Origin of the sequence: Streptomyces sp. NPDC051018 (assembly GCF_044456085.1) — a bacterium.
Lineage (GTDB): Bacteria > Actinomycetota > Actinomycetes > Streptomycetales > Streptomycetaceae > Streptomyces.
The window spans coordinates 15,087-28,331 of the sequence record NZ_JBITFN010000033.1 but is presented as its reverse complement, the minus strand read 5'-3'; the positions used below and the strand labels follow the sequence as shown (position 1 = coordinate 28,331).

The 13,245-nt window shown below is 72.3% G+C and carries 11 protein-coding genes and 1 riboswitch; of the genes, 7 read left to right on the top strand and 4 right to left on the bottom strand.

Going from position 1 to position 13,245, the window contains the following annotated elements:
- The first annotated feature begins 254 nt into the window (after positions 1 to 254).
- Positions 255 to 1,961 (top strand): flavin monoamine oxidase family protein, encoded by a 1,707-nt coding sequence (locus ACIBCM_RS33765; protein WP_399250023.1) that lies wholly within the window; start codon positions 255 to 257, stop codon positions 1,959 to 1,961.
- Positions 1,962 to 2,119: 158 nt separating this feature from the next.
- Here ACIBCM_RS33765 and ACIBCM_RS33760 read toward each other — a convergent pair whose 3' ends face one another.
- The 3 genes from ACIBCM_RS33760 to ACIBCM_RS33750 all read right to left on the bottom strand — a co-directional run bounded on the left by ACIBCM_RS33760 (position 2,120) and on the right by ACIBCM_RS33750 (position 6,223).
- The gene (locus ACIBCM_RS33760; RefSeq protein ID WP_399250073.1) at positions 2,120 to 2,773 is read right to left on the bottom strand and encodes a DUF5995 family protein; all 654 of its coding nucleotides are present in this window, start codon (positions 2,771 to 2,773) and stop codon (positions 2,120 to 2,122) included.
- A gap of 188 nt (positions 2,774 to 2,961) precedes the next feature.
- The gene (locus tag ACIBCM_RS33755) at positions 2,962 to 4,443 is read right to left on the bottom strand and encodes a uracil-xanthine permease family protein (protein WP_399250021.1); all 1,482 of its coding nucleotides are present in this window, start codon (positions 4,441 to 4,443) and stop codon (positions 2,962 to 2,964) included.
- A 565-nt stretch (positions 4,444 to 5,008) separates the two neighbouring features.
- Positions 5,009 to 6,223, bottom strand: a complete 1,215-nt coding sequence (locus ACIBCM_RS33750; RefSeq protein WP_399250019.1) for an MFS transporter — start codon at positions 6,221 to 6,223, stop codon at positions 5,009 to 5,011.
- Between the two features lie 109 nt (positions 6,224 to 6,332).
- On the opposite strand from ACIBCM_RS33750, the gene ACIBCM_RS33745 reads away from it, so the two are divergent.
- Positions 6,333 to 7,502, top strand: a complete 1,170-nt coding sequence (locus ACIBCM_RS33745) for an ROK family protein (protein ID WP_399250017.1) — start codon at positions 6,333 to 6,335, stop codon at positions 7,500 to 7,502.
- Between the two features lie 162 nt (positions 7,503 to 7,664).
- Here the strand turns inward: ACIBCM_RS33745 and ACIBCM_RS33740 are convergent, their stop codons facing one another.
- On the bottom strand, positions 7,665 to 8,417 hold the full coding sequence (locus tag ACIBCM_RS33740; RefSeq protein ID WP_399250015.1) for an SDR family oxidoreductase: 753 nt from the start codon (positions 8,415 to 8,417) through the stop codon (positions 7,665 to 7,667).
- Between the two features lie 259 nt (positions 8,418 to 8,676).
- Positions 8,677 to 8,807, top strand: a riboswitch (FMN riboswitch).
- Between the two features lie 166 nt (positions 8,808 to 8,973).
- Between ACIBCM_RS33740 and ribD the strand changes: the two genes are divergently transcribed.
- From ribD to ribH, 5 genes are all read left to right on the top strand, one after another.
- The gene (ribD, locus tag ACIBCM_RS33735) at positions 8,974 to 10,065 is read left to right on the top strand and encodes a bifunctional diaminohydroxyphosphoribosylaminopyrimidine deaminase/5-amino-6-(5-phosphoribosylamino)uracil reductase RibD (RefSeq protein ID WP_399250013.1); all 1,092 of its coding nucleotides are present in this window, start codon (positions 8,974 to 8,976) and stop codon (positions 10,063 to 10,065) included.
- Positions 10,066 to 10,674: a riboflavin synthase gene (locus ACIBCM_RS33730; protein ID WP_399250011.1), complete on the top strand. Its 609-nt coding sequence runs from the start codon at positions 10,066 to 10,068 to the stop codon at positions 10,672 to 10,674.
- Complete coding sequence (locus ACIBCM_RS33725) at positions 10,671 to 11,315, top strand: nicotinamide riboside transporter PnuC (protein WP_399250009.1); 645 nt, start codon at positions 10,671 to 10,673, stop codon at positions 11,313 to 11,315. Before ACIBCM_RS33730 ends, ACIBCM_RS33725 begins: the two co-directional genes overlap by 4 nt.
- A complete protein-coding gene (locus tag ACIBCM_RS33720; protein ID WP_399250007.1) occupies positions 11,312 to 12,640 on the top strand; it encodes a bifunctional 3,4-dihydroxy-2-butanone-4-phosphate synthase/GTP cyclohydrolase II in 1,329 nt (442 codons plus the stop codon). Before ACIBCM_RS33725 ends, ACIBCM_RS33720 begins: the two co-directional genes overlap by 4 nt.
- A 109-nt stretch (positions 12,641 to 12,749) precedes the next feature.
- Positions 12,750 to 13,235: a 6,7-dimethyl-8-ribityllumazine synthase gene (gene ribH / locus ACIBCM_RS33715; RefSeq protein WP_399250005.1), complete on the top strand. Its 486-nt coding sequence runs from the start codon at positions 12,750 to 12,752 to the stop codon at positions 13,233 to 13,235.
- The last annotated feature ends 10 nt before the right edge of the window (positions 13,236 to 13,245 follow it).

The window sequence follows — 13,245 nt, the reverse complement described above, 5'->3', positions numbered from 1 at the left end:
CGACCCGACACCGGTCGGCCCGCCCTGCTCCGTGCCGCACCTCTCCCGCCCGGCGCAATGAATCGCCGCCATGGACGTTGAGCACGCAACAATTCGGCGGTCTCCGTGCAACAGTCGCGTCTTGTCCCCGTATGTACCGGGACCGTACCGTCTAAGAGATCTTTCCCCGGGCACCCCGGGGCGCCCGCCGGTACGCGCGGCGGCCCTTCTTCCGTACCCGCCGTACCGCCGTCCCCGCGAGGAGTCCGTACCCCATGACGTCCACGGTGCCCACCGCCGTCCAGCACACCGACGCGCAGCCGCCGATCACGATGTTCGGCCCGGACTTCCCGTACGCGTACGACGACTTCCTTGCGCACCCCGCCGGTCTCGGGCAGATTCCGGCGACGGAGCACGGCACCGAGGTGGCGGTGATCGGCGGCGGGCTCTCCGGGCTGGTCGCCGCGTACGAGCTGATGAAGATGGGGCTCCGGCCCGTGCTGTACGAGGCGGACCGGATCGGCGGACGGCTGCGGACGGTCGGTTTCGACGGCTGCGACCCCTCACTGAGCGCGGAGATGGGCGCCATGCGCTTTCCGCCCTCGTCCACGGCGCTTCAGCACTACATCGATCTGGTGGGCCTGACGACCCGGCCCTTTCCCAATCCGCTCGCCCCGGGCACCCCGTCCACCGTGGTCGATCTCAAGGGCCGGTCGCACTACGCCGTGACCGTCGGCGATCTGCCGCAGGTCTACCGCGATGTGATGGACGCCTGGAACGCCTGTCTGGAGGAGGGGGCCGCCTTCTCCGACATGAACCGAGCCATGCGCGAGCGGGATGTGCCGCGCATCCGGGAGATCTGGTCGCGGCTGGTGGAGCAGCTCGACAACCAGACTTTCTACGGGTTCCTGTGCGCGTCCGAGTCGTTCCGGTCGTTCCGCCACCGGGAGATCTTCGGGCAGGTCGGCTTCGGCACGGGCGGCTGGGACACGGACTTCCCCAACTCGATCCTGGAGATCCTCCGGGTCGTCTACTCGGAGGCGGACGACCACCACCGGAGCATCGTCGAGGGCAGCCGGCAATTGCCGCTGCGGCTCTGGGAGCGGGAGCCCGCGAAGATCGTGCACTGGGCATCCGGCACCTCGCTGGCCTCGCTCCACGGCGGTGAGCCCCGGCCCGCCGTCACCCGGATGAGCCGCACGGCGGGCAACCGGATCACCGTCACGGACGCGTCCGGGGCCATCCGTACGTACAAGGCCGCCGTCTTCACCGCGCAGTCCTGGATGCTGCTGTCCCAGATCGCCTGCGACGACGCGCTCTTCCCGATCGACCACTGGACCGCGATCGAGCGCACCCACTACATGGAGTCCTCCAAGCTGTTCGTCCCCGTCGACCGGCCGTTCTGGCTGGACGAGGCCGTCGACGAGCGGGGGAATCCGACCGGGCGTGACGTCATGTCGATGACGCTGACGGACCGGATGACCCGGGGTACGTACCTCCTGGACGACGGCCCCGGCAAGCCGGCCGTCATCTGTCTCTCGTACACCTGGTGCGACGACAGCCTGAAGTGGCTGCCGCTGTCGGCGAACGAGCGGATGGAGGTCATGCTGAAGTCACTCGCGGAGATCTATCCGCATGTCGACATCCGGAGTCACATCATCGGCAGTCCGGTGACGGTGTCCTGGGAGAACGAGCCGTACTTCATGGGTGCGTTCAAGGCGAACCTGCCCGGCCACTACCGCTATCAGCGCAGGCTCTTCACCCACTTCATGCAGCGGACGCTGCCCGAGGACAAGCGTGGCATCTTCCTGGCGGGCGACGACATCTCCTGGACGGCGGGGTGGGCCGAGGGGGCCGTGCAGACCGCGCTGAACGCGGTGTGGGGCGTGATGACCCATCTCGGCGGGACGACGGATCCGGGCAATCCGGGGCCGGGCGATGTGTACGACGAGATCGCGCCGGTCGAGCTGCCGGACGACTGAGGGGAGCGGACGGGCGGGGCTGTGGGCGGCCGGCGGGCGGCGGGCTCCGGGGCCGTGCGGGTGGCCCCCGCCGGGTGGCGGCCGCGGTGGGGCCGCCGGTCGGAGCACCGGGACGCCCGTGCGCGGACGGCCGGTGGCGGGCCGGGGCCGGTCCGGGCTCAGGCCCTGGGGGTGAGCAGACAGCGCCCCACCAGACCGACCGCCCTGTCCAGCCCTCCGGTGAACTCCTCGGCCAGATCCGGGAGTCCGCGTACGTTCCAGAGCAGCCTGGCCGCCGACCACGCGCCGTCGCGGGCCCGGTCCAGGCTCCACGAGCCCAGCAGATGGGTGAGCGGATCGGCGATCTCCAGCGCATCGGGGCCCGGCATCAGATCCTCGCGAACGCGCTCCTCCATGAGCGTGAGGATCTCGCCGACGCGGTCGAACTCACCCTCCAGATCGGCCGGTTCGCAAGCGAGGGCCGCACAGGAGTCCACCACCGCGAGCGCCAGGTCGTGTCCGATGTGGGCGTTGATCCCGGCCAGTGCGAACTGGATCGAGCGTACGCCGGGATGGCGCCGGTACTGGAAGAGCGGACGCCAGCAGGCCGGTGGCCGTCCGCCCGACTCGGCCCGGTCCACGGCCGTCAGATAGCGGCGCGCGAAGAGCACATCGAGGGTGACGGCCGTCCTGCGGTCCGGGAACTCGCCCGCGTCGATCCGCAGGCGGATCTCCTCGGTCACCGCAAGATAGACGCGGTTGAAGACGGCGACGCCGTCGGTGCCGGGCCAGCGGGAGCGGAGCCCTCGCATCCGCTCGATCAGATCCGCCATGCCGGCCGTCGTGAACTGATCGGCCTGCTCCGTCTGTTCCGTCTCATCCGTATCGGGCATTCAGGCAGCGTCCCAGCGGATCGCCCGCCCGGGCGGGGAGCGGGCGGGACTTCCCCGGAACGGGGGACGGGCGGCGAACCCCGGTACCGAGAAGGCGAGGGCGCGTGCCCAGCGGTGCGGATACCGGGCTACCGCGGGGCGGCGGAGCCCGTTCCGCTGCCTGTGCCCGGTCCGGTTTCGGTCGTGGTCCCGGTGTCGGCAACGGTGCCCGTGCCGGTTCCGGCGTCCGAGCCGTCGATCGCCGAGTCGTACGTCGATGTGCCCGCGTCCAGCAGCGGTTCGGCCGTCTTCATATGGGCCGGGGCGAACGCCCGCAGCACGTGGTACCCGGTGATCACCACGAGGGTGCCGAGCGCGATCCCGCTCAGCTCGAAGTTGTCCGTGATCTTCAGGCTGACTCCGCCGACACCGATGATGATGCCCGCGGCGGCCGGGACGAGGTTGAGCGGATTGCGCAGATCCACCTTGGCGTTGATCCAGATCTGGGCGCCGAGCAGACCGATCATCCCGTACAGGATCACGGTGATGCCGCCGAGCACCCCGCCGGGGATCGCCGCCACGACCGCGCCGAACTTGGGGCAGAGGCCGAAGAGGAGCGCGAAGCCCGCCGCGGCCCAGTAGGCGGCCGTGGAGTAGACCCGGGTGGCGGCCATGACACCGATGTTCTCGGAGTACGTGGTGTTCGGCGGCCCGCCCACGGCGGTGGACAGCACCGACGCGGCGCCGTCGGCGGCGATCGCGGTGCCGAGCCTGTCGTCGAGGGGGTCTCCGGTCATCTCGCCCACGGCCTTCACATGTCCGGCGTTCTCCGCGATCAGCGCGATGACGACGGGGAGGGCGACCAGGATCGCGGACCACTCGAAGCTGGGGCCGTGGAACGACGGCAGCCCGATCCAGTCCGCGCGGCCCACCGCCGAGAGGTCGAGCCGCCAGTGGTCCACGGCCTCCGCGCCGCCCATGGGGGAGTGGATCTTTCCGAAGAGCCGGTCGAGCACCCAGGAGAGCGCATAGCCGAAGACCAGGCCCAGGAAGATCGCGATACGGGAGAAGAAACCGCGCAGACAGACGACGGCGAGCCCGGTGAACAGCATCACCAGCAGCGCCGTCCACTGGTCCTGCGGCCAGTAGGTACTGGCCGTCACGGGCGCGAGGTTGAAGCCGATGAGCATGACGACCGCGCCCGTCACGATCGGTGGCATCGCGGCATGGATGATCCGGGCGCCGAAACGCTGGACGGCGAGCCCCGCGAGGAAGAGGGCCACGCCGACGACGAGGACCGCGCCCGTGACGGTGGCGCTGTCGCCCCCGCTCGCCCGGATCGCGGCGGCGACGCCCACGAAGGACAGCGAGCAGCCGAGATAGCTGGGAACCCTGCCCCGGGTGGCCAGCAGGAAGATCACCGTCGCGACACCGGACATCATGATCGCGAGATTGGGGTCGAGCCCCATCAGGACCGGAGCGACGAACGACGCCCCGAACATCGCCACCACATGCTGGGCGCCGAGCCCCGCCGTGCGGGGCCAGGAGAGCCGTTCGTCGGGGCGTACGACGGCTCCGGGAGCGGGGGTCCGCCCATCGCCGTGCAGGGTCCAGCGCACGCCGAGGTTCACGGGCGGCTCCACTTCTCCGGGGTTCCGGCGGATGCCGGCTGTTCGATGACCGGGCGCAATCGTAATCGGGCGTTCCGCTCCGGTCCCGCCGAGGAGCCGTGACCGCTTATCGCGCGCGGAGCGCGCCCGCCCGGCCACGGCGGCCCCGCGCCCGCCGGAGGCTGTCGTGGAGGGGACTCGGCCGGGCGGCCGGGAGGAGGCTGTCCGGCCTGAAGTCGCCGGGAGAGCAGAGGAGTTACGCGGAGACGTCCTTGCTCGTCCGGGCCAGGGCCCCTCTCGCCGTATCCACGGCGGAGCACCGGGGCGTACCCGGGCATCGGCGGCCGGATCCACGGCGGATGAGGCGGGGGTCACGCCGGCCGGATCGGTGGCGGACGGGACCGGGGGTGACGGCGGACCGGGCCGGATCCGCCGGGGTACGGCGCCGGGCCGGGATACGACGGTGGGGAGAGGCCCCGGGCGGGCCGGGGTGGCATGGGGCCCGCCCGGGGCGGCTGACGGGGGTGCGCCGGGCGGGCCGGAGACGGCCCCGGGGGCACCCGCCGAAGCGGCGCGGTGAAAGGGGTCAGGGGCTCGGTTCCGCGACGGGATTCTCCTTCGAAGCGGCCCGGGCGCTCTCCCGCCCGGACGAGCGCAGCACCCCCGCGCCCACGACGAGGCCGAAGGCCAGCGCCGTCACCAGCCCGAACGATGCCACCAGGCTCGTGGCGTCGGCGACCGCGCCGATCGCCGAGGGCGCGATCAGGCTGGAGGTGTAGGTGATGGTGGCGACGCCCGCGATGGCCTGGCTGGGCCGAGGGCCGCTGCGCCCGGCCGCGGCGAAGGCCAGGGGGACGACCACCGCGACCCCGAGCCCGATGCAGCCGAATCCGGCCATCGTCAGCGCCGGGTGGGGTGCGAGGACGACCATCAGGCCGCCCGCCGTCGCCACCACACCGCCCGTCCGCACCGTCCGCACCGGGCCGAAGCGGTCCACGATCCGGTCGCCCGCGAGCCGCGCCACCGCCATCGTCAGCGCGAAGGCCGTGGTGGAGGCCGCGGCCAGGCCCGGCGATGTGTCGAGGACATCCCGCAGATAGACCGCCGACCAGTCCAGGCTCGCGCCCTCCGCGAAGACCGCGCAGAATCCGACCGCCCCGATGATCACCGCGGATCTGGGCGGCAGGGCGAACCGGGGCGGCGGCTCCTCGCCGGGTTCGCCGCGCAGATCCAGTACGCCCTGGCAGGCGATCAGCCCGATGACGGTGAGGACCGCCGCCGCGAGGGCGTGGTGCAGCCGGGCGTCGGTGCCGAGATGGGCGGCCAGGGTGCCGCCCGCCGAGCCGATGAGGGCGCCGACGCTCCACATGCCGTGCAGGCTGGACATGATCGAGCGGTCGAGCCGGTTCTCGGTCTCCACGCCGAGAGCGTTCATCGCCACGTCCGACATCCCGGACGTGGCGCCGTACGCGAACAGGGCCGTACAGAGGGTCAGCAGATTCGGGGCGAGCGCGGGCAGCGTCAGGGACAGGGTCCACAGGGCGAGCAGCGCGCGCAGGGCCGTGCGCGCCCCGAAGCGATGGCTGATCGCGCCGGCCAGCGGCATGGCCACGGAGGCGCCCAGCGCGGGGAAGGCCAGCGCGAGCCCGAGCTGTCCGGCGCTGATGCCGGTGTGGTCCTGGATCCAGGGGATACGGGTGGCGAAACTGCCGGCCACGGCCCCGTGCACACAGAAGACCACGGCCACGGCGAACCGTGCTCTGACCAACTGCCGCCGTCCGCCGTGTCCTTCGTCAGCCATACCGGTGCTCCTCCTGAGCGGTATCGGGTCCGGGAGTAAACTATCAGGAACCCTGCCTGATAGTTATCCCCCGGACGGGGCCGACCGCTGATCTGGAAGGATTCCCGGTATGCCCGCATCCCCCAGCACCGCCCGGGTCATCAATGACCGGTCCGCCCTCCGGCTGCTCCAGAGCGAGGGCCCGCTGACGGCGGCGCAGCTCAAGACCATGACCGGGCTCTCCCGGCCGACGGTGGCCGATCTGGTGGAGCGGCTCCAGGGCTCCGGGCTGATCCGGGTGGTCGGGGAGACGGGCGCGGACCGGCGGGGGCCCAACGCGCGGGTGTACGGGATCGTCGCCGACCGCGCCCATCTCGCGGCCCTCGACGTACGCACCCAGGGTGTCTCGGTCGTGGTCGCCGATCTGCTGGGAGCCACACTCGCCGAGGCGTCCCTGCCCATCGGCCCGGACACCGAGACGGAGCCCGCGGTCGAGCGGGCGGCGGCCCTGCTGGAGCGGACCGCGGGCGAGGCGGGGGCGGCCCGGCTGCACAGCGTCGGCATCGGCGCACCGGGCCTGGTCGACCCGGTCACCGGCGAACTCCGCGACTCCAGCGGACTGCCCGCCTGGCACCGCCGGCTGGTGGCCGCGCTCCAGCAGCGGCTGCCGGCGCGGATCGTCCTGGAGAACGAGACCAATCTCGCGGCCGTCGCCGAACAGCGCATGGGCGCGGCCCGGGACCGTGACACCTTCGTCCTGCTGTGGCTGGGCCACGGTGTGGGCGCGGCGCTCTTCCTCGACGGGCGGCTCCGCAGGGGCGCGTCGGGCGGTGCGGGCGAGATCGGCTTCCTTCCCGTACCGGGCACGGGGGGACTGCCCTCCGCGTCCGAGTGCGCCGGCGGCTTCCACTCCCTCGCCGCTTCCGCGGCGATCCGCGCGCTCGCCGCGGAGCACGGTCTGGAGGTGCCCGACGCCCCGGGGCCCGCCGGGGCGGCACTGGTCGCCCATGCGACGGCGTCGGGCCGGGACGCGTTTCTGGACGCCCTCGCCCGGCGCATCGCGCTGGGGGCGGCCGCGGTCGCCGCCGTCGTCGACCCCGGCTGTGTGGTCCTCGGCGGTGAGACCGGCTACGCGGGCGGCCCGGGACTGGCCGCCAGGGTCGAGTCGTTCCTGTCCGGGCTCACTCCCCTGCCGACCACGGTCCGCGCCGGGGAACTGGGCGGTGCCGCTGTCCTCCAGGGCGCGCTGCTGCGCGCCCGCGACACGGCCCAGGAGGATGTCTTCGGTCAGGCCGGCTGACCTCTTCGGCCCGGATGCCGACCGGGTGGCCGCCGGGCCGTCCGACCGGGCCGCCGCCGGGTCCCGCCGTGATCAGGAGTACGGAGGCGGTCGGCGGCGCGGAGACCGTCACGGGCGCGGACACGACCAGGGGCACAGAGGCGGTCAGGGGCGCGGGGACCGTCAGCGGCGCCGGTGGTCGAGGAACTCCTCGAAGGTCACCTTTCCCACCGCGTTCTCCGGTGTCAGATGCGCCCCGGCGCGGTACTGCGCGTAGGTCTTCCCGGCCAGCCGGAGCGGCACCGGCGTCCGGCGGCGGCCCGACGCGCGCAGATACGCCCGGGCCAGCTCACGCAGCGGGCGGACCTCGGGACCGCCCATGTCGGGCACCCGGCCCCCGGGCGGGCCGGTCGCCAATTCCACCAGCCGGTCCGCTACTTCGGCCGAGTCGATGGACTGGACGCTCACCGACGGGACCGGCATCACCAGGGGCAGCCGGGCCGCGGCCGAGAGCACCTGGAGGACCAGATCGTGGAACTGAGTGGCCCTCAGCACCGTCCAGCCGGGGCCTCCCGACTCACCCGCCCGCTCGATCATGCGCTCGACCCGGTGCTTGGCGCGGTAGTAGCCGAGCGGTACCCGGTCGACGCCGACGATCGAGATGTACACCAGATGTCCGACCCGGGCGCCGCGCGCGGCGGCCAGCAGATTCTCCGCGGCCTTCTCGTCGCCTCCGCGCGGGGAGGAGGCGCAGTGGACGATCGTGTCCACGCCCTCGACCGCCGCGCCGAGTCCCGTACCGTCGCGCAGATCGACGGCGTACGGCGGTGGTGAGTGCCGGCTGAGCACCCGGACCTCGTGGCCCTTGGCCCGCAGCCCGTCGCATACCGGCTTGCCCAGCGTTCCCGTACCGCCTGTCACAAGGATCACGGCCATGCCGACCAGGGTGCCAGACGCCGTGGAGCCCGGCGACGGCAAGGGCCGGGACTCCGCCGCCGGGCGTCCGTTCATCCCGCGCGCGAGCGGAGATGCCGCCGAGACTAAAAGGACTAGACCATTGCGTCAATAGGGAAGGCCCGTCCGGGGCGCGGTGACCGCAGCCGTGGCACCCGTCCGTGCGCCTGTGAGTCAGCACACAGTCGCCTGATCGTCAGGCTTCCGGCTGTACATGGCACACTGTCCCTGTATTCAGCAGCAGCGCACTCCGGGGTCGGTGAAATTCCGAACCGGCGGTTATAGTCCGCGACCCGACCGCATCCAGCGGTCGGTTGACCAGGTGGGATTCCTGGACCGACGGTTAAAGTCCGGATGGTAGGCAGTGCGCGGCGGGCGGCCCTTTCCGGCACGCCGGCCTAGGCGGAGCGGATCGTTCCTTGACGGGCGACCGGTGAATCCCCCGCGGCCCGAGCGTTGAGCCGTACAGCGTCACACCCGCTCTCTGTCGGTGATCGACAGGCCCCGGAGTCCGTGCCCGAAGAGGCAGGAGGACCCGGTGGCCACCGCAGCCGACATCACCGCCATGCGCCGAGCGATCGCGCTCGCCGCCCGCGGACTCGGCTCCACCAGCCCCAACCCGGTCGTCGGATGCGTCATCACGGACGCGTCGGGGCGGACCGCCGGCGAGGGGTACCACCAGCGCGCGGGCGGTCCGCACGCCGAGATCCACGCCCTGCGCGCCGCGGGCGGACGAGCCCGCGGTGGCACCGCGTACGTCACCCTCGAACCCTGCAACCACACCGGCCGCACCGGCCCCTGCGCCCGGGCACTGATCGACGCCGGGATCAGCCGGGTCGTGTACGCGGTCGGCGACCCGGACCCGCGGGCCACAGGAGGCGCCGAGACCCTGCGCGCCGCCGGTGTCGAGGTCGGGCGCGGACCTCTCACGGCCGAGGCGGAGGCGGGCAACAGCGCCTGGCTCACCGCCGTGCGCACCGGCCGCCCCCATGTCCTGTGGAAGTACGCCTCCACCCTCGACGGCCGGATCGCCGCCCAGGACCGCACCAGCCGCTGGATCACCTCGCCCGAGGCCCGTGCCGACGTCCACCGGCTGCGTGCCGAGGCGGACGCCGTCGTCGTCGGCTCCGGCACCCTGCGCACGGACGACCCGCAGCTCGCGGTGCGCGGTATCGAGGGCGCCACCCAGCCCCTGCGGGTCGTCCTGGACACCCATGCGACCGTCCGGCCCACCGCCCGGGTGCTGGACCCGGCCGCACCGACCCTGATCGCCGTCGGCGAGGGCGCCGACACCGGCCATCTGCCCGGCGCCGACGTGGTCCGGCTCCCCGTCGTCGAGGGCCGGGTGTCCGTCCCCGCCCTCCTCGCGGAGCTGTACGGCCGGGGCGTGCGCTCCGTGCTCCTCGAAGGCGGCCCGACCCTCGCCGGGGCCTTCGTCGCCGCGGGCGCGGTCGACAAGGTCATCGGCTATCTCGCCCCCGTACTCCTCGGCGCCGGTCCGGCCGCCCTCGCCGGAGCCGGAATCACCACGATCGGGGAGGCGTTGCGGCTCGACATGACCGAGACCACGCGCATCGGACCCGATCTGCGCGTCACCGCAGTCCCCGCAACCGCACCCAAGGAGCGCTGAGTGTTCACCGGAATCGTCGAAGAACTGGGTGAGGTCACGGCCGTCGAGAACCTCGGCGACGCCTCACGCTTCCGACTGCGCGGACCCCAGGTCACCGAGGGCGCCGGACACGGCGACTCGATCGCCGTCAACGGCGTCTGTCTCACCGTCGTCGAGACCGGCGACGGCGAGTTCACCGCCGATGTGATGGCCGAGACCCTCAAGCGCTCCAGCCTCGGGGCGCTCACCGAGGGCTCCCGGGTCAATCTGGAACGGCCCATGGCCGTCGGCGGACGCCTCGGCGGCCATATCGTCCAGGGCCATGTCGACTCCGTCGGCACGGTCCTCGACCGCACCCCCTCGGAGCACTGGGAGATCGTGAAGATCTCCCTCCCCGCCGGCCTCTCCCGCTATGTCGTCGAGAAGGGCTCCATCACCGTCGACGGCGTCAGCCTCACCGTCGTGGACGCGGCCCCCGACCACTTCACCGTCAGCCTCATCCCCACCACCCTCGCGCTGACCACGCTCGGCATCAAGCAGCCCGGCGACCTCGTCAATCTGGAGGTCGACGTCATCGCCAAGTACGTCGAGCGGCTGCTCGGCGACCGGGCCGGGTCGGGGGACCGGTGAGCGGACCGTCCTGGCTGAACTCGGAGGCGTTCACGGTCTTCGGACAGCACATCATGTGGTCCGACATGATCGGCAACATCCTCGGACTGATCGCCCTCGTGCTCGGCCGGCGGCGATCCGTGTGGACCTGGCCCGCCCAGCTCGCCGCCGGTGCCATCCTTGTCGCCGCGTATGCGTCCGTCCAGCTCAGCGGTGGTGTGGGCAAGCAGCTCCTGGTGATCGTGGTGGCCGTGTGGGGCTGGCACCAGTGGACCCGCGGGCGGCGCCACGCCAATGACGGCTCCGTCGCCGTCCGGTTCGCCACCGGGCGGGAACGCGGAGCCCTCGCCGCGGGCGCGATCGGCGGAACGCTCGCCGTGGGCGGGCTGTTCACGCTCTACCCGTCCCTGTCGTGGAGCCCCTGGGCCGACGCGTACATCTTCGTCGGCACACTCGTGGCGATGATCGCCCAGGCGCGCGGCCTGGTCGAGTTCTGGTTCGCCTGGCTGCTCGTCGACCTCGTCGGCGTGCCCCTCGCTTTCAGCAGCGGCCTTGCCTTCTCCGGCCTGGTCTACGTGGTCTACTTCGCGCTCGTCCTGTGGGGCCTGCGCGACTGGTGGCTGCGCTCCCGTACCCCCGCTCTGGAAGGAGCACCGGCATGACCACCCACCCGTCACTGCACGAGACACACCGTCCCGGCCCCCGGACACCCACCTGGTACTCCACCGACAACGCCGAGGACTTCGCCCTCGACCCCGTCGAGTACGCCATCCGGGACATCGCCGCGGGCCGGCCGGTGGTGGTCGTCGACGACGAGGACCGGGAGAACGAGGGCGACCTGGTCATGGCCGCCGAGAAGGCCACCCCCGAGATCGTCGCCTTCATGATGAGCGAGTGCCGCGGTCTGATCTGCGCGCCCATGGAGACCGAGGAACTGGACCGGCTCGAACTGCCGCAGATGGTCGAGCGCAACACCGAGTCCATGCAGACAGCGTTCACCGTCTCGGTCGACGCCGCGCCCGCCTACGGCGTCACCACCGGCATCTCCGCCTCCGACCGCGCCACCACCCTCCGGCTGCTGGCGACGGGCCGGGCCGAGCCCTCCGACTTCGTACGCCCCGGCCATGTCTTCCCGCTGCGCGCCAAGCCCGGCGGAGTGCTGACGCGCAACGGCCACACCGAGGCCGCCGTCGACCTGGCCCGGCTCGCGGGACTCCGCCCGGCCGGTGTGGTCGTGGAGATCGCGGGCGAGGACGGGGTGATGCTGCGGCTGCCCGAACTGATCCCGTTCGCCCGCAAGCACGGACTGACGATCATCTCCATCGAGGACCTGATCGCCTACCGGCGCTCGTCCGAACCGACCGTCCGGCGGGAGGCCGAGGTCAATCTGCCCACCGCCTTCGGCCGGTTCACGGCCTACGGCTACCGCTCCGCCATCGACGGCGTCGAACACGTCGCCCTCGTCCACGGCGAGATCGGCGACGGCGAGGACGTGCTCGTACGGGTCCACTCCGAGTGCCTGACCGGTGACGTCTTCCACTCGCTGCGCTGCGACTGCGGCCCCCAGCTGGAGGCGTCCATGCGGCACATCACCGAGAAGGGCCGCGGAGTCGTGGTCTATCTGCGCGGCCACGAGGGCCGGGGCATCGGACTGCTGTCCAAGCTGCGCGCGTACGAACTCCAGGAGCGCGGCCGGGACACCCTGGACGCCAACCTCGAACTCGGGCTGCCCGCCGACGCCCGCGACTACGCGGCCGGCGCCCAGATCCTCACCGACCTCGGGGTCCGCGGTCTGCGGCTGATGACCAACAACCCCGACAAGATCAGCGCGCTGGTACGGCACGGCCTGACCGTCCACGGCCGGGAGCCGATGCCGGTCCAGGCCGATGAGCACAATCTGCGGTATCTGCGGACCAAGCGCGACCGGATGGGGCACGACCTGCCCTGGCTCGACACCGCGGGCGTCTCCGCCTGCGGCAACCAGTGACCCGGGCCGGGAGACGGGGCCACCCGCCGGCCTCCGGCCGGCACCCGCTGACCACCCCCGGCACCCCACCGCCGGTCGGCCGGCGAACCACCACCAACAGAGGAGAAGCGTGAGCGGCAAGGGCGCACCAGAACTGTCCGTACGCAACTGCCAGGACCTCCGTGTCGCCGTCATCGCGGCGCAGTGGCACGAGAAGATCATGGACGGACTCGTCGACGGCGCGCTGCGCGCCCTGCGGGAACTCGGCATCGACGAGCCGACCCTGCTGAGAGTCCCGGGCAGCTTCGAGCTCCCGGTGGTCGCCAAGGTCCTCGCGGGCCGCGGCTACCACGCGGTCGTCGCCCTCGGCGTGGTCATCCGCGGCGGTACCCCGCACTTCGACTATGTGTGTCAGGGCGTCACCCAGGGCCTCACCCAGGTCGCCGTGGACACCGGCGTACCCGTCGGTTTCGGCGTGCTGACCTGCGACACCGAGGAGCAGGCGCTGGACCGCGCCGGAATCGAGGGGTCCAGCGAGGACAAGGGGCACGAGGCCGTCACCGCGGCCGTCGCCACCGCCGCCACCCTGCGTTCCTTTAGCGAACCCTGGCGCTGAGCGGACCGCC